Raw genomic sequence first — 18,795 nt, forward strand, 5'->3', positions numbered from 1 at the left:
TTTTTACTGTGCACTGCAGCATTTGGATCAGTTCAGTTTATAGTTGTGTTTGAAATTGTTCAATTCTTGATCAATTTTTAGCATAAGATCTTCTGCACTGCCATTCACATCAGACAGGGTTGCCATTGAATAGCTTAACTTGAATTCGGGGTGATTTTCTTGCAGGTTCGATTCAATGGCTTTAAGACGCTTAGCAACAGGAGGACGACCTTTGGTTAGGGGCATTAACAACATAAACTCATCCCCGCCAAAGCGAAACACCTGGTCTTTGCGACGACTCATTTCCAGTAACTCATCCGCTAAACGCTTTAACAAATTGTCACCTTCCTGACGGCCATACGTGTTGTTGATCTCAGAGAAGCCGTGGATATCAACCAATGCAATTAAGCAGTCTTGCTGGCGTTGTTTGTAAGCTTCAACCGCATGTTGAAGGGCAAGATCAAAGGTTTTGCGCCCCGGAAGAGACGTCAATAGGTCGCGAGGTTCAGTACTGTGTTCATAATTTTTCTCTCCCGTCGATGACTGCGTTAACAGCCAAGCGCCGAGGGTGTCGGCGGCCAGTGCAATCAGCCATTCGCTTGTGTCTGTATCAAGCAAGTCAGGTTTACCCCAAGCACAGATATGCCCTGTACCATGATTGTCGGGTAAGTCGATACGATGACCTATCCAAAGTGCAGATGGGGTTTGTGAAATCATCGAATCCAAGGGGAATTCACGACAGATCGCACTCTGATGCAAACGATGCAATCCTTCATAGAGATTCTGGGCGGCATTGCCAGCCAAAGAATGATGCTGCGGTGACTTGAGGTTACCGTGACTCCAAAAACCAAGTATATCCAACTCTTTCGCGCTCACGCGTTTGGCAACCACGCAGTTATCCCAGCCTAATAGAGGGCCTAAGACACTGGCCGTTGCATTATACGGCTCACCACCTTTTTGCAGTTCGGGTAAGAGTTTCAGTAATAGCGTCCGCTGTAGATGATGGCGATCACCCGAATGGCCAAGAATCATTTGATGGCGTTTATCCCGCAGTCGTTGAAAACGGTGTGATTCAAGTTCTAGGTATTCAGAGTCTTGATTGATCGCCCAGTTTAAAACTTGCTTGCGATATGGGGATGGAAGGTCTCGAAAGCTAAGATTAGAGCCTTGCTCTTTGTCCTGCTTTAACAGTAAAACGGCTGCGTCAGCATTATCGAGTAAGCGGATCATTCTTTTTGCTTTCATTACCTATCCTTAATATCCATACAAACTATCTAATTGCAAGTTTAGCACTCTTGAGGTCTTTGTGTATGAGCTGTTGTTGATTTATCGTATTTTATACAACAGTCTGAGAAGACTGTGCCCACATTGTTGATCTTGTGGAGGGAGAATGTTGAGTATTTTTAGATTGGGTCGGCATGTTGACATCTGTGACTCTACTCTCCATGCAGTTAATCCTTGCGAATAAAAATGACCGATAGGTTGTTGGCGGGCATATCAATGCAGGTTTTCAGGTGTAATTGGTGGCATCGTGCCAGTTCGACGACTTCGTCTAAATGCCGAATTCCCCAGAGCGGATTGCGTTCGCGTAAGGATGCATCAAACGCAAGATTGCTGGGCGCTGGTTCAACACCGGATTGCCAATACGGGCCGTATAAGTAGACGATTCCTCCAACGGACAGATGACGATTGGCTAAGCGCATTAATCCTTCCGTTGCCGTCCAAGGCGCAATGTGCACCATGTTGATGGCAATCAGCGTATTAAACGTCGCAAGGGGCGGGGGGGTGTCAGCCAATACATCAAAGAACGCCGCTGACAGCAGAGTCTTTGTTGTGGCGTCGGCTTGCCAGGCATTAATACTTTCAAGCGCAGCACTGTCTATATCCGTGGGTTGCCAGCATGTGACTTGAGCTAAGTTGTCAGACAAATACAGAGCATGCTCGCCTGTGCCAGAGGCGATCTCTAAAACAGATGCCGGGCTGGGCAAATGCGCGGCAAGTGCTTGGCGAATAGGCTCTCGATTGCGTAATGCAGCTGGTGCACTTAAGCGTTTGGCCAGATGGGGTTGCATGTAGGATGATTGGCTCACTGGGTTACCTTTGGCATAGTAAAGGAGAATACAATTAAAGAGAGTCAGTTATACGCTTGCTATATAAAGTACGGAATTTATAGGCAAGATGACAAGGTTTATTGTCAGTTTTCGCAATTATCCATGTAAAATTAGCTGGTTAGCTTGAATCTGCACTTTGTTGTCTTTTCGTCAGCCTTTAATTGATTAGGAAATACCATGCCCGTTGATATAAACAGCTTGATTCCTTTAGCCCTAACCGGGTTGATGATGCTAATAGTGGGTTACCTAGGGGCAAGTGTTAAGCTTTCGCGGCGCATTAGCCTGCTGGAAGCCTCATATGACGAAGCGCAAAGCCAGCTGCAACAGAAAGAAACGGCACTGCTTGAGTTGCAATACGTGCATAAACAGCTTAACGAGGAGGTGTCTGCGGCTAGAGCCAAACTTAGTGAGCTAAATACGCGCTTAGAACTGTCGTATGAAAAATATAAAGAGGCTGAAGTGAGCATACGCCGCCTCACAGATGCCTTAAATGATGAGCGCAGAATTCTGTCCGATCGCCATGATGCCTTGTTGTACGAGTATAACCAGCTCAACAATGAGCTCACCCAGATTAAAACAGAATTTAAAGCGCGAGAAGCCAGCCATGCTCGGGAAGTGGCCAGTTTTGAGAAGCAAAAGAACAGTTTGTCTGAACACTTTAAAGTCTTGTCCGAGGAAATATTGGAGGCTAAGGCCAAAGCCTTGCACGAAACAACCAGTCTAGGATTGAATGCCGTCCTCACGCCTTTCCAGCAGTCGATTGACACCTTCAAAACAGAGGTTCAACACATTCATCATCGCGAAACGTTGCAACAGGGAGAGCTCCGCAAAGAGCTGGCCTCGTTAAAAGAGCTGAATCATAAAATGACTGAAGAGGCTCATCAGCTCTCAACGGCTCTGCGAGGCCAAAAAAAGCTGCAAGGGAATTGGGGCGAGCTGGTGCTTGAAAATGTATTGGATCGATCCGGCCTGCAAATCGGTAAAGACTATAAGCGTGAAGTCAGCATCAATACCGAAGAAGGTCGGCAGCGTCCAGATGCCATTGTCTATTTGCCACATGATAAGCATTTGATCATTGATGCCAAGGTTTCACTGAATGCCTACACGCGCTATGTGAATGCAGAGGAGGAGTTGGAGCGTAAAGCCGCGCTTAAAGAGCATGTGCAGGCCATCGGAAGTCGAATTAAGGAGTTGGCGGATCGTGATTATTACCGTTTACCTGGCTTAAACTCACCTGAAATGGTGTTTATGTTTATTCCGATTGAATCGGCGTTTGTCGAAGCCTTGAAGGCCGATGAAACACTGTTTCAACAAGCCATCGAACGCAATGTACTGGTCGCCACGCCCACGACCTTGTTGACCAGTCTTAACATTGTGCGACAGTTATGGCGTTATGAAGATCAGAATAAGCATACGGCATTATTGGCAGACAAGGCAGAGCAAGTGTTTAAAAAACTGAATAGCTTTTTAAGCAGCTTCGAAAAAGTGAAAAAAGGATTGGATACGGCCGTGAGTGCCTATGTCTCCGCCGAGGGGCAGTTGATCAGTGGGCGAGGCAATTTAGTGAAGCAGGTGGGGGAGTTTAAAAACCTTGCACCTGGCATCAAAGCGGAGTTGCCAGAGTATTTTACCGAAAAAGCGGAGCTGGAAATTGATTTTATCGCCGAGGTAAACGAGGAGCGCTCCGAGACCTAGTTTTTACTTCGCCGGATGATGCGACTGGTAAATATCATTGAAACACGAGAGGCGTCCGCACTTTCTGCTCATTTAGCTTAACCTAGCGCGCCTAAATCGCTATACTTGCGCGCTGCTGTATACAACAGCAATTAAATCCTAAGGGGTGGCATGTTTTAAATGCCTGAGATGCTAAGCGAACCCTTTGAACCTGATCCGGATGATGCCGGCGTAGGAATAGGACAACTCACAGAGTCATCTATAATCTCACGCGCGACCGGGTCTTCGATCACCAACGGAGACTGTATATGAGCCCTAAATTATCGGGTTTTTTGTTAACCTCACTTTTTATCAGCACCCCCTTTGCCATGGCGCAAACCTCATCCTCAAACGTTGTGTTGGATGAAATTCTGGTAACCTCAGGCTTTCGCCCTACGACACAACTTAAAACGCCAGCCAGTGTGACGGCCGTTTCCGAAGAGGCACTTGAAGCGCGCCAAGCCCAGCATTTGGAAGATGTCTTAGCTTTAACGCCCAACGTCAATTCGGCGAAAGGCAGTTCACGCGCACGCTTTTATCAAATGCGTGGGGTGGGTGAGCGCAGCCAATTTGTTGGACACGTCAATCCATCGGTCGGGGTCTTGTTAGATGGAATCGACATGAGCAGCATTGCAGCCTCTGCAACTCTGATGGATATTAAGCAAGTTGAAGTGTTAAGAGGCCCGCAAGGCACCTTGTACGGAAGTAATGCGCTTGCAGGCTTAATTAACCTGCAATCAAACGACCCGACGACTCAGCCGGAAGGCAGTCTTGAAGGCACGATCGGCAATTACAATACGCATTCCTTAACCGCCATCTACAGCACACCGCTAACAGATACCGCAGGATTACGCTTAGCCATTTCACAAAATAAAAGTGATGGCTTTATGCGCAATGACCACCTGAACCGTAAAAACACCAGTAACATTGATGAAACCTTCATCCGCGCCAAATTGAGATTTGCGATTACCGATGACTGGCTAATGGACTTGACGGGATTTTACGCCGATATTAACAACGGTTACGACGCCTTTAGTTTAGACAACACCCGCACAACGCTTTCGGATGAGCCGGGTCGGGATCGACAAATCAGCAAAGCCTTTGCGCTTAAATCGATTTGGACAGGCCACGATGTCTATCAACTTGAGACACGTCTGAGCCATTCGAACACGCGCAGTGATTATGGATACGATGAAGATTGGGCATTTAACGGTTTCCATCCTTGGGGTTACAGCTCCTACGATGAGTATGTGCGTGAATACAACACAACAACGGCAGAATTGCGTTTTGTGTCTTTGCCCGGTCAGGAAATTTTCAACGGCACCACGCAGTGGACCGCAGGCCTTCATGCTTTTCATCAAGACAGCGACCTAAAGCGCGATGTTTTTCGCAATGGTCTACCGCGAGCTGGTCGGACAATCACCAGTGATTTTAAAACGGAGCGTGTTTCCCTATACGGTGAGCTGGAAACACTCTTGTCTGAAGACTGGATCTTAACATCGGGTTTACGTGTTGAGCACAGCCGAACGGCATTTGATGACAATGTGCGTGCCTCCTATCGCAAAAATGAAGACTTGTGGGGTGGCCGTCTTGCGTTAGAGCATTTTTTAACGCCCGAAACGTCGATCTACGCCAGCCTTTCCAAAGGGTATAAAGTGGGTGGCGTTAACGGAGGTTTTACGCCAGCACAATTGAGTAATGAGCAACTTATTTTTGATACCGAGTCGCTTTGGAATTATGAAATCGGCTCGAAAGGGCGTTATCTGGATGGCCGTTTAATCACGCAAACCAGCTTGTTTTATCAGCAACGTAAAGATGCGCATTTAAGAGGTAGTTTTATGGCATCCAGTAATCCCGCAGATGGCTTTGTGGATTATCTGTTTAATGCCGATCAGGTCAATAACACAGGTGCCGAGTTCGAGTTTAAGTATGCGTTGGATAATGGCCTGAGTGTTCAAGGTGCGTTAGGTCTATTGCAGACCAAGGTTAAGGACGCGCGTGCTCGGATTCATCAACGCGATGTGGCCCATGCCCCTCATTGGCAGTACCAGTTAGGGCTTGCCTATGACCGTGGGCAGGGCTGGTTTAGTGGCGTGAGTGTTGAAGGAAAAGATGCGTTCTACTTCTCGGACAGCCATGATGCCAAGTCCTGGGATTACACATGGGTCAATGCCCACATAGGCTATCAACAAAATAGTTGGTCTGTGCGTTTGTGGGGACGCAACCTTGGCAATCAAGACGTTGCGGAGCGTGGTTTCTTCTTCGGAAACGATCCAAGAATCAACTATGAAGAGCGTGCGTATTATCAATTAGGCGCACCGAGAACCTTTGGTGTCACGGCGCGCTTGATGTTTTAACACTATCTGTCTTAAGCAATATGTCTGACCAACGCAGCGCCTAATTCTTGTGTACTGGCAACCCCGCCCATGTCTCGAGTTAGGTGCTGCTTTTCTTTTAAGACCGTCTCCATCGCCTGCATCAGAGAGTCATGAACCGCAGGAAAGCCCAAATGTTGCATCATCATCGCACCCGCCCAAATGGTGCCGAGTGGGTTAGCAATATTCTGTCCGGCGATATCCGGTGCGGAGCCGTGAACAGGCTCAAACATCGATGGATAGGTTTTCTCAGGATTAATATTTGCCGAAGGCGCAATCGCTATGGTGCCAGTGCAGGCCGGGCCTAAATCAGAAAGAATATCACCAAACAGGTTAGACCCAACCACAACATCAAAATGCTCAGGCATACGTACAAAATTGGCCGTTAAAATATCAATATGATAATGGTCAACCTTCACTACGGGATAGTGTTTGGCCATTTCGAGTACACGGTTATCCCAATAGGGCATGGAGTGATAGATGCCATTTGATTTTGTCGCTGAACTCAGGTGCTTTGCTTCACGGCTTTGTGCCAAATCAAATGCATACTTTAGAATACGATCCGTGCCTCTGCGTGTGAACAGGCTTTGCTGGCAAACAACCTCATGCTCAGTGCCTTCATATTGAATACCCCCAACGGATGAATATTCACCTTCGACGTTTTCTCGGACAACATAAAAATCGATATCACCAGGCTGTTTACCGGCTAGTGGGCAGGGCACACCGTCAAACAACCGAACAGGACGTAAGTTTACATATTGATCAAAAGCACGACGAATCGGCAGTAATAATCCCCAAAGTGAAATATGATCCGGCACGCCCGGAAAGCCAACGGCTCCCAAGTAGATTGCGTCAAACTGACGGAGTTGTTCAATGCCATCCTCAGGCATCATGCGGCCTGTTTGATGGTAGGTCTCGCAAGACCAATCGAAATAGGTCCACTCAAACTCAACACTGTGCTTGCGTCCCGCCGCCTCAAGTGCCTGAATGCCTTCAGGAATAACTTCTTTGCCAATTCCATCGCCAGGGATGACGGCTATTCTTAATTTTTTCATCACATCTCTCCTGAAAGTAATCGTTGATCCATGCTATTTGAATATGTATCGTGAATAAATAAGGTTAATGTGTTTGTAAGGAATATGAATCGTGAGTCAACTGCCTCCGCTTGAGGATTTTCGTGTGTTTGTGACGGCCGCTCGTCTGGGTGGATTCAGTGTGGCCGCCGATCAATTAGTGGTGTCGCCCGCGTATATCAGTAAACGAATTGGCCTTTTGGAAGAACGACTGGGTGTTAAGCTCTTTATGCGAGCCTCCCGCAGTGTTTGTTTAACACTAGAGGGAAAGATAGCACTTGAATGGGCCGAGCGTTTGTTGGAAACGCACGATCAGTTACGTGCAGAACTCAATCGTGAACAAGAGCTCCCACGCGGTCGCTTGAGGGTTGTCACGAGCACAGGATTCGGAATGCACTGCATTGCCCCCATTATGTCTGATTTAGCGTTTCGCTATCCTGATTTGCAAATTGACTTGGAATTGCTGGACCGCCCAGTCGACCTTGTGTCTGAAGGATTTGATCTTGAAATTCGTATCGGTGGTGTATTGCCTGAGCAAATGATTGCAAAACGCCTTGCCAATAATCAGCGCATACTTTGTGCTGCACCCTCATACCTTGAGAAACACGGATTTCCCACTTCTCTAGAAGACCTCAAGCGACACCAATGCATCGGTATTCGTGAGCGCGATCAGAGCTATGGCATCTGGCGTCTTGCAAAAGAGGATGAGGTCTATTCAATACCTCTAACGGCAGAGATGATGACAAACAATGGTGCTGTTGCCAAACAATGGTGTTTAAAAGGCCACGGGATTATGCTGCGTTCCATCTGGAATGTTCAGAAAGAGCTGATAGAAGGGGACCTTGTTCGTGTTTTGCCTAGCTATGGACAGCAAGCGGATATTCACGTCATTTATTCAGCAAGATTAGAAACGTCTGCAAAATTAAGGGCTTGTGTTCTGAAGCTGGAGCAGTCATTGCCTGGGTTTTTGAGAGTTGATTAAATTTTAAACAAAAAATTGTACGTATAAAAATTATGGTCTATTTTCAAATGTAGGGTTTAGATGTGCTGGTTTGCTGTGATGGAGCACGGTGGGGCGCGGTAGCGTGTTTGGATTTTAATCTAACGTGAAGGGAGGTCGATTGTGTTAGTGATTATTCATGGATGGAGCGATACTTACCGCTCATTCGAACGTCTTGGTAAACGCTTAATCGCCGATGGCATCATGCCAAACGTCAAGCATGTGCGTCTTGGCGATTATGTTACATTGGACGACGATGTTACGTTCGATGATCTTTCCTATGCTTTGCAGGCGGCTTGGAAAAAAGAGCGTTTACCGACTGCACCTCGAAGCGTTGATATTGTTATTCATAGCACGGGTGGGTTAGTTATACGTCATTGGATGATCACCTTTTTTAAACCTGAAACGAATCCAATTAACAGGTTGCTGATGTTAGCGCCTGCTAATTTCGGTTCGCCGTTGGCTCATAAAGGACGATCATTCTTCGGTAGAGTTGTTAAAGGTTTTAAAAGCAGTCGGCTCTTTCACACAGGTACTCACATTCTTAAAGGGTTGGAGCTTGCGAGTCCATTTTCGTGGGATTTGGCGCAGCAAGATCGTTTTGGCAGTGAGGTTTGGTATGGTCCAGGACGTGTGCTTTGCACCGTACTGGTAGGAACGTCTGGCTATACGGGTATTGCAGCAGCCGCAAACGAGAAAGGGACAGATGGAACGGTAAGGGTGTCTACGGCCCATCTGAATCCACTATTGGTTAGGTTCGACTTTGCAACCGATCCTCAAAAGCCAAAGCTTTCACTTGAAGATGCGAAAGGTTTAACTGCTTTTGCACGCATTCCAAACGAAAATCACAGTACGATTGCACTCAAGGACAATGGGCCGAAAAATGCACTTACCCTTGGCTTGATCAAGGATGCATTGCAGGTGACCGACGAGACGTTTCCTGCATTTGTTAATAGGCTCGAAACATTTTCGGATACTGCACGTACAAACAGTTCATCTAACTCGCACACACAAGCGTATCAGAACACAGTGGTTCGCCTTACCGACGATATGGATGCCTTTGTAACTGACTATTTCTTGGAAATATTCGCCAAAGACAAACTTTTTAAAAAGGTCGATAACCGTCTGACACGTGTAGTACAAGAAGAAATTTTCGAAAAAGTACATGTGTATAGTGATAATTCGGCCTATCGCAGTTTGTTATTCGATACGACTGTGCTGAACGAGAAAGTTGTGACGCTAGGCTTGCCACTTTTTGTCAGTTTGACCGCTATGCCAGATATCAGCCAGACCAAAACCGTGGGCTATTCAACCTTCGGATACGATGATATTGGCAGTATCAAGCTTACTTCTGATCGGTTGCAGAAACTCTTTCATCCAGATCGAACAGTGTTGATAGATATAAAAATCCACAGAGAACAGACTGAGAAAGTATTTAAAATATTTGGGCTTTCTTGATTGTGGGGGCTGTTGGCATGGCCATAAAATCATGTGATAGACAACTCACGATTGGTGAGTCGGCAGAAGCAACGGTTAATCCAAAAATTAAATATGTTGAATCCGGCCTTTTGGTGAGTGTTGGCGAACAATACAGTTTTTCAGCGCGCGGTAAGTGGAAAGATTGTCACAAGATCTGCGATGCGGAAGGTTGGAGCGATGGATTGATAAGGATTTTCATGCGTTTCAACCGAATACCGTACCAGCCGTATTTTTTATTGTGCGGTGTAGTTGGCAGGGATGACCGTCATGCATTCCCGATTGGTGTGCAGAAAGAGTGGACAGTCCCTGCTAATTTGGTCGGCGAGCCAAGTGGTTGCCTTTATCTGTTCGCGAATGATATTCCTTTTATGTATTTCAACAATTATGAACTTGATGAGTCGCAGGGTGGCCCACTTCTGGTGGTGATTACTCGTATTAAGTGATTTCTGAGTAGATTACGTGTTAATGTTTTGGTGATTAGCCAAACTAAGTATACCCTCTAATATGTATTAGAAGGCTTAGTGCCTTAAAAATAAGCAGCTAAGGTGCAACCTGAAAACCATCATGCGATATGTCTATATAGAAGACTTTGATGAAATTTCTGTGCTAGTTAAAGCTACTTTCATGCGACGTTACGAGTACTAGGGAGTAAACAGATGATTCGCGATTATCGTGTGTCGGATATTGATCAAATTTTGGCAATTTGGCTATCTGCGTCGATCAAAGCCCATGATTTTATAGAGTCTGCATTCTGGGAATCGAAGATCAACGAGATGCGTGAGGTTTATATTCCTGCATCGGATACCTTTGTGTATGAAGTGGAGGGCGAGATTGTTGGATTCTATAGCCTTTATCAGGATACACTTGCTGCAATTTTTATCCTACCGAACTTTCAGGGTAAGGGGTTGGGTTCTATCTTGCTTGATGATGCTAAAAAAAGGCGGGAAAACTTACAACTTACTGTTTATAAAGAAAATACTAAAAGCATCCAGTTTTATGAGAAACACAGGTTCGTTCTACTTTCTGAGCAAGTCGATGTGCACACAGGGCACCCCGAACTCATTATGGTCTATCGCTAAATCCGTCTCATCCAGATGACTTCCAAAAATTCGACGTATCTGCTTTCTATTTGCCCAATAAAAATAATGCCGAAGGTCGCCAAGTATACGTCTAGCGATCAGCATTTCTGGCTTTTTCGTGCCATCCATCGTGACGTGACAGCTTCTATCTGTCTAGGATTCTGTTCCGCTTGTAAAGAGCCCAGAGCTTTGCATGCTGATGCACTCTAATAAAGGCAAATCTATTCCACAATAACGTTGATCAATGCTATTGTAAAAGCTCATTGAGTCTAGGAAGGAGCGCCCTTGGTGAGAACAGGATTGGTTATTTACTCTTCGTCAATCAGCCGCTTAACTGAATTCTATTGTCATGTCTTTGGCTTCGAGGTCTTCGAAAAAGATGAGTCGTATGCTTTACTGATGGCGGGTGATGTTGAGCTAGTGTTGCTTGAGACAGAGATTTCAAAAAAGGCATTTAGTCTAGATAAAGCCAGAGACGATACGCCAATAAAGCCAACATTCTTTGTTGATGCACCTCTTGAACGAATTGGCCAAAAGATAGAAGAAAAAGGTGGAGCTGTATACCCGCCCAAAAATTGGGATTTTGGTGGCCGTCAGGTATGTGATGCGTATGATTGTGAGGGTAATATTTTCCAGTTGAGAATTGGAAAAAATGCATAATCAATGTACGGCAGTTGTGCTAGGTGGACATGAGCCGACAAGCACCAATAGCCATAAACCTGCATCGGTTATTTTTACTGGCACTCACCTAGCCGTGTAAATTACAGTGGCGTCATGGGCTAGCACGTAGCTTCGCTCAGGTTCAAACATAAGGAACAATGCATGGCGCTTCCGTCCAAATCTCTGCTTCTTTTTTTGGTACTTCTGCCATCACAGCTCTTAGCCCAGTGGCCGTCAGGGCTACGATTTTCGCATCATGACTGGGAGTTGGCATGTGATAATACACGTACATGCAGAGCCGCAGGCTATCATAGCGATAACGAGGAAATGGCCGTATCGGTACTCCTAACGCGAAAGGCGGGACCCAACGAACCCGTCACAGGACAAGTGATGATCGGCCACTATGAAGAGAACCCTAAGCTTGATAGCCTTCCGGCGGTATTTGAACTTTCGTTGCGCATCAATGATCGTCTCATTGGGCAGGTAGCGATTGCCAAGGACTCGTTTGTTGCCGACCTCAGTTCGAGTCAGGTTGATGCGCTATTGGCATCGCTTGTCCGTACGTCACGCATCGAGCTATCTGCTGGGGAGGCCGTCTGGTCGCTCTCTGATAAAGGTGCCACAGCGGTGCTCTTGAAAATGGATGAATACCAAGGTCGTATCAATACGCTAGGTGCCCTCGTCAAGAAGGGGGCTAAGGACGAAAAATCCGTCCTCCCTGCAGAACAGGTTCCTGTTGTTATTGCAGCACCTCTTCCAACGTCATTATCGGATGATCAACCCCTTGCCATGATGGATTCAAAAGCCTTGATGGATGCGATCCATACCACTCTAGGAGAAGATGATTGCCAGAGGCTTACCGAGGCTGAGGGAGAAAATGCCGAGCTAACAGCGACTCGTCTGAACGATACCAAAGTACTGATTTCAGCTCAGTGTTGGATGGGTGCATACAATTTTGGATACGGTTTTTGGATCATTAATGCATCGTCACCTTATCAGCCTATATTGGTAACTACGATGGGTTCGGATCACAGCGATGGAGTCATTTCAGCCTCTCACAAGGGACGTGGTCTTGGCGATTGTTGGAGTTCAGAGGCATGGACTTGGGATGGCGAACAGTTTGTCCATACCGAAGCATCTACCAGTGGACTGTGCAAATTAATGGCTCCTGGTGGAGCATGGACTTTGCCCACACTCGTTACGAGTGTTCGTAGCGATGCGACGTAGTGATTGAGTCCCCAGTGAAGCTCGAACTGAAACTGGTCATGGTACGACTAAGGTACTATTATACTTGTATTTCTGACTATTGGGTCGAGTAGCATGCAACTGTCTGATAAATCCAGAACGCTTCCGCGTCTTCATTTGACAGGGACATTGTTACTGGTCACTTTCCTAACGTTGTTTTTATCGGGTTTTTTTACTTGGCAGAGAATTCATGAGCACAACGCCTCGATACAGCGTATAGAGGCGTTATCATTGCAGCAGTTGCAGCAACGTTTGCGCCGGGAAATGTCGGCCATCCGAACCGATATTGATTATACACAAGCACAAACTGAGGTGGAGTTACGTCAGCGCCTAGTTGAAATGGTCGATGTTGCTTGGACAACCGCTAATGCACTGTATCTGGAGCAAAGCCCCGATTTTGATCAGGCGAGTCTGAAAAGTCTGCTTGTCGAAACGTTGCGTCCGTTACGCTTCTTTGATGGGCGTGGCTACTATTTTGTTGGAGAAATGAGTGGACGTTTTGTGCTCACTCCAACATCGCCTGAACTTGAAGGCCTACTGATGCCTGACAATCAAGATGATAGGGGGAACTATATCGTGCGTGGGCTGTTGGAGGCTGCTCACTCCCCTGAGGGTGCCGGGTTCCATTCCTATCGTTGGTATCGTCCCGATGATGCTGAGCGTATGGCCGATAAACATGTGTATGTGCGTCATTTTGCTCCCTTTGATTGGTTGATAGGTGCAGGGGATTACACCTATGAATGGGAAAGCCGCTTGCAACTTAAACTCTTGGCACAAATACGTAATCGACGGATCGGTGAGACAGGGTTTACCGCTGTGATTGATACGCAGGGGCAGGTACTTCTGTCATTTGATAGTCAGTATCCTGCAGAGCAAGGGGAAGATGCACCATCCGTCTTAGAGCAAGAAGCGATTGTATTGATGCTTGAGGCGGCAGCAGAAGGTGGTGGTTTTATCCGTTACCTCTGGCCCAGCCCGATAACTGGCGAGAATACCTGGAAAACAGCGTTGGTTGAGCCAGCAGGCCATTGGGATTGGGTGTTGGTTTCCACCATTTTTGAAGATGAGGTCAGTGGCATTTTAAAGGATGAAGTACAGGTTTTTGAAGCCAGTACGTCAAGCAATTGGTACACCTATTTGGCGGTTACTTTAGTATCACTGATTTTTGCCGTGATTGGGTCTTGGCTGTTTTCCCGTTGGTCTTCAGGTTTGTTTCATGCGTATCACGAAGAGCTGAGCGCTCAGAGTGCAGAGCTAAAACGCAAGGCCGATGAGTTGACGTTGAGCGAAAGTAATATCCGTCATCTTGCATTTCACGATGTATTAACAGGCTTGGCAAATCGACGTTTACTGATTGACCGACTGCAGCAGCAATTGCATCAAAATCAGCGCAGTACAAATTTTGGTGCACTTTTGTTTATTGATTTGGATAATTTCAAAACCCTCAATGACACATTGGGTCATGACAAAGGTGATGATCTGCTGCGCCAAGTTGCACATCGTATTAGTTTCTGTGTGCGGGAAGAGGATACGGTAGCGCGTTTTGGTGGGGATGAGTTTGTGGTGATGCTGGGCACTCTTAGCTACGATGAAGCGGATGCCGCCGCTCGCGCTCGAGTTGTGGCTGAAAAAATTCTGACGACCTTGCGTCAAGAGTATCATTTCGACGGACAGCATTATTTCAGTACCCCCAGTATTGGTATTACCCTGATTCATGGCAGTGCCATTGCAGAGGAGCTGCTGAAACAAGCAGATCTGGCAATGTACCGAGCGAAGGATGCAGGTCGTAATTGTTTGTACTTTTTTGATCCAGAAATGCAACAGGCACTGTCAGCAAGGGCGCAGATGGAGTCTGAATTACGCATTGCATTGCAGCAAGAACAGTTATTGCTCTATTACCAGCCACAAGTGAATGCCGCAGGTAAATTGATTGGTGCTGAAGCCTTAGTACGCTGGCAGCATCCCCAACGTGGTTTGGTGGCACCGGCTGAGTTTATTCCAGTAGCTGAAGCATCTGGACTAATCTTGTCGTTGGGTAGCATAGTATTGCGCCAAGCTTGCCAGCAGTTATCAGTTTGGGCAAGCATGCCGAGCTTGTCAGAGTTAAGTCTTTCGGTGAATATTAGTGTGCATCAGTTTAAACAGCCTGGATTTGTCGACGAAATACTGGCATTGGTTGAGCGCTTTCAGTTGGTGCCACAGCGCCTTAAATTGGAATTGACCGAAAGCCTGCTGATTGACGATATGGCGTTTTCAATTGAGCGGATGAAGTACTTGAAACAGAAAGGGGTTGGTTTCGCATTGGATGATTTTGGTACAGGGTATTCGTCTTTGGCTTATATTAAACAGTTGCCGTTGGATCAGCTGAAGATTGATCGTTGCTTTATCGACGGTTTACCTGACGATGCCAATGATGCCGCGATTACCCGTATTATTATCAGTCTAGCTAAAGAGCTTAACCTATGGGTCGTTGCTGAAGGTGTTGAAACAGAGGCTCAGTGGAAATTCCTGCAAGCGATAGGGTGTCCTGGGTATCAAGGCTACTTATTTGGACGTCCTGTGTCCGCTGAAGAGTTTATGAAGAGTGCGCTTAACTCAAAATAGTCTAGATGAGGGTAGGTTGTCGTCTCAATCAATGTGCTTAAGTCCTTGTATGACTCATCGAGTGCGGAGTAAAGACCTAGTTAAGTGTTAAACACTGGACACATGCTGACATGCTTCACAACGAGTATGACCGTCTTCGACAGTTCTCACATGCTAAACTGATCGCCGTAAAAGGCATTACGACTTGGAATAATACTCCTGTGTTGCTGCGGGAGTACTTTGAAGGTCAGCCACTGGACCAGTTTCTGAACACGCATTCCTTAACAGAGCATCAATGCTTACACTTGGCTGTGGCAATAGTCGAGGCTGTGCAGTCTATTCATGATGCTGGCTGTATTCATACGCAGTCGTGACATGTTGAAGCACCTACTTCCCAATTTAGACGTTGAGCGGGCGCTGGCAAATGCCAAAGCGGGTGGTTGGTTGGTCATGCGATGGCTGGGGAGTATGCCTTTCCCCATGATCGCATTCAGCAGGCAGCCTTTGGGCTTATGGATACACTGACGCTTCAAAAAGTGCACTTGTCCATCGCGCAGTATCTTGAGACTCAAGCGGAAATGGAAAGTCACCTGCTGGATTGTGTCTATCACTATACGGCAGCTTTAGATCGGATCTCCGATCCGCAACAATTGATCAAGGTGGGTCAGTTGAATCTAAGGACCACAAGGCTAATGGCGATTTTCATTTGGCGCTGGTGTATATCATTCAAGCGATGAAGCTCCTATTGCCGCAGATTACGGATGCACACCTTCGCGCCGAAATTCTAAAAGAGCGTGCAGAATGCGAGCATTTGTGTGGTCAACAGTCAACGGCATTAAACTATTATCATCAGGCACTGCTTGTCTGTTCGGATGCACGACAGCGTACAAAAATCTATGAGTTGTTGATTAAGTTTCATACCGATTACGGTGACTTCCAGATCGCGTTTGAAACGGGTAGAACCGCTCTTTCCTATCTTGGCTTTCGGGTGCCTGCGGGTTTCAACCCTGTTAACTTCCTAGCAGATTATCTCCACCTTAAATACAAATTACGCGGAGCTACCACGGAGACATTACTGGCTTTGCCCGAGGTCAGTGAGGCGTGTATTCGGGATCAAATTCTATTGTTGTCTGCCATGCAGAAAGTGGCCTACCAGATACGTCCAGAGCTTTGTGTCGCACTTGCCGCTAAACAGGTGCGTTTGTGTTTACGTTATGGAAATACCCGAGAGGCTGTGGTCGGTTATATGGTGTTTGGCGTGATTTTTTTGGGTGGTGTCCGAGGCCACGCTGAAGCAGGATGTGAATACGGTCGTTTGTCTCTCGCAATGCTAGAGCGTTACAACAATCAGATGCAGAGTGCGGAAGTCCCGTTTGTGTATGGTTACTTTGCACACTCTTGGTTGCATCCGGCCAGTGATACCGAGCGCTACTGGCTGCGTGCATTTGAGCAGGGGCTTAAGGTTGGCGATTGGTTTCATGCAGGCTGTGCAGCCACTGGAATTGTGCAAAGCCAACTGATGCGTGGACAGCCTCTTGAGCAAGTGCTGCAACAATGTAACTATTACCAAGCCACTTTGCAGCGCATAGGCGCATTTAAGCATGGCCAAGTGCTGGTCGGTATTCGTCAAGCGTTGTTGAATCTATGTCATTCTTCATCTTCTTTACCCACCTTTAGCCATAATGGCTTTGACGAACGTGCTTATCTGAATAAATTAAGCCAGTATGGCTCTCGCCATTTTGCCCATATGTATTTCATTAATAAAATGTGGGTGCTGTATTTTCAAGGTCATTATAAGGCAGCAGCAGAGGTTGCGCTGAACAGTCAGGGGTATATGAAAGACAGTCAGGGCATGTTGCATGCGACTGAGCATTGCTTTGTACACGCGCTGATTTTGGCCCAAACGCTTCGATCCTTTGATGGCTTAAAAAGGCATTGGATTCACGTCCGTATTAAACGCTATGTACGGAAATTTAAGTGCTGGGCCAAATCCTGTCCTGACAACTTTCTGGATAGAGCGCAATTGTTGCGAGGGGAGTTGTATCGAATTGCCGGACGTTATGGTAAGGCACTTGAACATTACCAAGAAGCCTGTAAAACAGCCGAGTTTTATGGTCATCTCAATCTTCAGGTACTTGGCCATCAATTGACAGAACAGTTGTATGCCAGTCAAGGTCAGCTTTTAGCGGCGCAGTGCCATCAACTGGAAAAAAGGCAGTTGGCTGAAAAATGGGGGGTGAGTCGTCAAAATGCTCAAGCTCAAGGTTCTAGTCGTGTACGGCGAACAGACCAGTTTGATTTAGATAGCCTTGCCAAAGCTGTCGAAGTGATTAGCCAAGAGCGTCGATTGCCTCGATTACTCGAAACCCTAATGTCTATTCTGCAGGAAAATACTCTGGCGCGGCGTTGTGTGCTCATGCTGCAAGAGGATCAACAGTTTCTGATTCAGGCTGAGTCCTCGGTTGAAGGGGTTGAGACTCAGGTCATGCAGAGTCAACCCTATGATCAGACAGATAATCTGCCGCGTCGGGTCATTAACTATGTAATGGCATCGCATGAGCCGATTTTGATAGATGATGCTCGCCACTACGATGTCTTTGCCAATGATCCTTACTTTGCTCGCTATCAGGTGTTGTCAGTCCTTTGTGTACCTCTGATGATTCATGGACAGGTAAAAGGAATTGTCTATCTGGAGAACGACACGGCCGCAGGGGTGTTTACGCAAGACCGTTTTGCCTTATTGCATTATCTGGGAGGGCAGATTGCCATTTCGATTGAAAATGCATTGGTGTATCAAAAGCTGGAGCAAAGGGTGGGAGAGCGCACTCAGGATATCGAGCGGCAGAAGGAGGAGCTACAAAACCAGTACGATACCATTCGTCATTTGAATCAGCGGTTAACGGAGGAAAATGATGAACGTAAGTTGGCAGAGAAAAAGTTGCAGGATGCCAATCAACAATTGCAAATTCTAGCGACGACGGATGGGTTGACTGGACTCAGCAATCGTCGACATTTTAACCAGTTTTTGACGCAGCAATACCTATACTGCAAGCGACATGAATTGCCTTTTTCGTTACTGATTTGCGATTTGGATGAGTTCAAAGCCTACAATGATCATTATGGGCATCAGGCTGGAGACGAATGTTTGATTGCAGTGGCAGAGTGTTTCAATTCAGTGGTCAAACGCCCCAGCGACCTAGTGGCTCGTTATGGTGGCGAAGAGTTTGCAATAATTTTATCCGCTACTGATCGTGAGGGTGCTGTGCACATTGCTGAACAGATCCATCAGGTCATTCGCCAGCGTGATATTGTGCATGTTGTTTCGTCAGTTTCTCCTCGGGTCACCATGAGTATTGGGTTGCATGTCGGTTTGGAAAGCAGTATCGATCAATTGATACATTGTGCAGATGAAGCCTTATACCAAGCCAAAAGAGACGGTAAAAACCGTACATGTGTATATCATATAAAAGACAATCTTCACCAACAGGACATCTAACG

The 18,795-nt window shown here is 46.5% G+C and carries 15 protein-coding genes and 1 riboswitch; of the genes, 12 read left to right on the forward strand and 3 right to left on the reverse strand.

Annotation, left to right across the window (positions count from 1 at the left end):
* Positions 1–27 precede the first annotated feature (27 nt).
* A complete protein-coding gene (locus tag F5971_RS15230; RefSeq protein WP_051514500.1) occupies positions 28–1,224 on the reverse strand; it encodes a GGDEF domain-containing protein in 1,197 nt (398 codons plus the stop codon).
* A gap of 206 nt (positions 1,225–1,430) precedes the next feature.
* A complete protein-coding gene (locus tag F5971_RS15235; protein WP_223116341.1) occupies positions 1,431–2,069 on the reverse strand; it encodes a DUF938 domain-containing protein in 639 nt (212 codons plus the stop codon).
* 198 nt (positions 2,070–2,267) lie between these two features.
* On the opposite strand from F5971_RS15235, the gene F5971_RS15240 reads away from it, so the two are divergent.
* Together F5971_RS15240 and F5971_RS15245 are read left to right on the forward strand one after the other, a co-directional pair.
* The gene (locus F5971_RS15240) at positions 2,268–3,785 is read left to right on the forward strand and encodes a DNA recombination protein RmuC (protein ID WP_193495791.1); all 1,518 of its coding nucleotides are present in this window, start codon (positions 2,268–2,270) and stop codon (positions 3,783–3,785) included.
* A 131-nt stretch (positions 3,786–3,916) separates the two neighbouring features.
* A riboswitch (TPP riboswitch) is annotated at positions 3,917–4,019 on the forward strand.
* A gap of 53 nt (positions 4,020–4,072) precedes the next feature.
* A complete protein-coding gene (locus F5971_RS15245; RefSeq protein WP_193495793.1) occupies positions 4,073–6,160 on the forward strand; it encodes a TonB-dependent receptor in 2,088 nt (695 codons plus the stop codon).
* Positions 6,161–6,171: 11 nt separating this feature from the next.
* On the opposite strand, the gene F5971_RS15250 is transcribed toward F5971_RS15245, so the two are convergent.
* The gene (locus F5971_RS15250; protein WP_281348325.1) at positions 6,172–7,233 is read right to left on the reverse strand and encodes a tartrate dehydrogenase; all 1,062 of its coding nucleotides are present in this window, start codon (positions 7,231–7,233) and stop codon (positions 6,172–6,174) included.
* 91 nt (positions 7,234–7,324) lie between these two features.
* On the opposite strand from F5971_RS15250, the gene F5971_RS15255 reads away from it, so the two are divergent.
* The 10 genes from F5971_RS15255 (at position 7,325) to F5971_RS15300 (ending at position 18,793) form a co-directional block, all read left to right on the forward strand.
* The gene (locus F5971_RS15255; protein ID WP_193495798.1) at positions 7,325–8,233 is read left to right on the forward strand and encodes a LysR family transcriptional regulator; all 909 of its coding nucleotides are present in this window, start codon (positions 7,325–7,327) and stop codon (positions 8,231–8,233) included.
* A 141-nt stretch (positions 8,234–8,374) separates the two neighbouring features.
* Positions 8,375–9,709: an esterase/lipase family protein gene (locus F5971_RS15260; RefSeq protein ID WP_193495800.1), complete on the forward strand. Its 1,335-nt coding sequence runs from the start codon at positions 8,375–8,377 to the stop codon at positions 9,707–9,709.
* 17 nt (positions 9,710–9,726) lie between these two features.
* Positions 9,727–10,173 carry a hypothetical protein gene (locus tag F5971_RS15265; protein ID WP_157682351.1) on the forward strand — a complete coding sequence of 149 codons (447 nt, stop codon included), beginning with the start codon at positions 9,727–9,729 and terminating at the stop codon, positions 10,171–10,173.
* Positions 10,174–10,386: 213 nt separating this feature from the next.
* The gene (locus tag F5971_RS15270; RefSeq protein WP_036512281.1) at positions 10,387–10,809 is read left to right on the forward strand and encodes a GNAT family N-acetyltransferase; all 423 of its coding nucleotides are present in this window, start codon (positions 10,387–10,389) and stop codon (positions 10,807–10,809) included.
* A gap of 288 nt (positions 10,810–11,097) precedes the next feature.
* Positions 11,098–11,469 carry a VOC family protein gene (locus F5971_RS15275; protein WP_193495802.1) on the forward strand — a complete coding sequence of 124 codons (372 nt, stop codon included), beginning with the start codon at positions 11,098–11,100 and terminating at the stop codon, positions 11,467–11,469.
* Positions 11,470–11,631: 162 nt separating this feature from the next.
* Entirely contained in the window at positions 11,632–12,696 is a 1,065-nt protein-coding gene (locus tag F5971_RS15280) for a DUF1176 domain-containing protein (RefSeq protein WP_193495805.1), read from the forward strand.
* A gap of 93 nt (positions 12,697–12,789) precedes the next feature.
* Positions 12,790–15,318, forward strand: a complete 2,529-nt coding sequence (locus tag F5971_RS18425) for an EAL domain-containing protein (protein ID WP_223116342.1) — start codon at positions 12,790–12,792, stop codon at positions 15,316–15,318.
* Between the two features lie 110 nt (positions 15,319–15,428).
* Positions 15,429–15,671 (forward strand): protein kinase domain-containing protein, encoded by a 243-nt coding sequence (locus F5971_RS15290; protein ID WP_193495808.1) that lies wholly within the window; start codon positions 15,429–15,431, stop codon positions 15,669–15,671.
* A gap of 81 nt (positions 15,672–15,752) precedes the next feature.
* Complete coding sequence (locus F5971_RS15295; protein ID WP_193495810.1) at positions 15,753–16,034, forward strand: hypothetical protein; 282 nt, start codon at positions 15,753–15,755, stop codon at positions 16,032–16,034.
* Complete coding sequence (locus tag F5971_RS15300; RefSeq protein WP_246187828.1) at positions 16,013–18,793, forward strand: sensor domain-containing diguanylate cyclase; 2,781 nt, start codon at positions 16,013–16,015, stop codon at positions 18,791–18,793. The genes F5971_RS15295 and F5971_RS15300 overlap by 22 nt, the downstream gene beginning before the upstream one ends.
* Positions 18,794–18,795 lie beyond the last annotated feature (2 nt).

This window comes from Nitrincola alkalisediminis (assembly GCF_009821115.1).
GTDB lineage: Bacteria > Pseudomonadota > Gammaproteobacteria > Pseudomonadales > Balneatricaceae > Nitrincola > Nitrincola alkalisediminis.

Coding starts and splice junctions, on each gene's coding strand:
- F5971_RS15230 (WP_051514500.1), bottom strand. CDS start 1,224: ATGAAAGCAAAAAGAATGATCCGCTTACTCGATAATGCTGACGCAGCC.
- F5971_RS15240 (WP_193495791.1), top strand. CDS start 2,268: ATGCCCGTTGATATAAACAGCTTGATTCCTTTAGCCCTAACCGGGTTG.
- F5971_RS15245 (WP_193495793.1), top strand. CDS start 4,073: ATGAGCCCTAAATTATCGGGTTTTTTGTTAACCTCACTTTTTATCAGC.
- F5971_RS15250 (WP_281348325.1), bottom strand. CDS start 7,233: ATGAAAAAATTAAGAATAGCCGTCATCCCTGGCGATGGAATTGGCAAA.
- F5971_RS15265 (WP_157682351.1), top strand. CDS start 9,727: ATGGCCATAAAATCATGTGATAGACAACTCACGATTGGTGAGTCGGCA.
- F5971_RS15270 (WP_036512281.1), top strand. CDS start 10,387: ATGATTCGCGATTATCGTGTGTCGGATATTGATCAAATTTTGGCAATT.
- F5971_RS15280 (WP_193495805.1), top strand. CDS start 11,632: ATGGCGCTTCCGTCCAAATCTCTGCTTCTTTTTTTGGTACTTCTGCCA.
- F5971_RS18425 (WP_223116342.1), top strand. CDS start 12,790: ATGCAACTGTCTGATAAATCCAGAACGCTTCCGCGTCTTCATTTGACA.
- F5971_RS15290 (WP_193495808.1), top strand. CDS start 15,429: ATGCTTCACAACGAGTATGACCGTCTTCGACAGTTCTCACATGCTAAA.
- F5971_RS15295 (WP_193495810.1), top strand. CDS start 15,753: ATGGCTGGGGAGTATGCCTTTCCCCATGATCGCATTCAGCAGGCAGCC.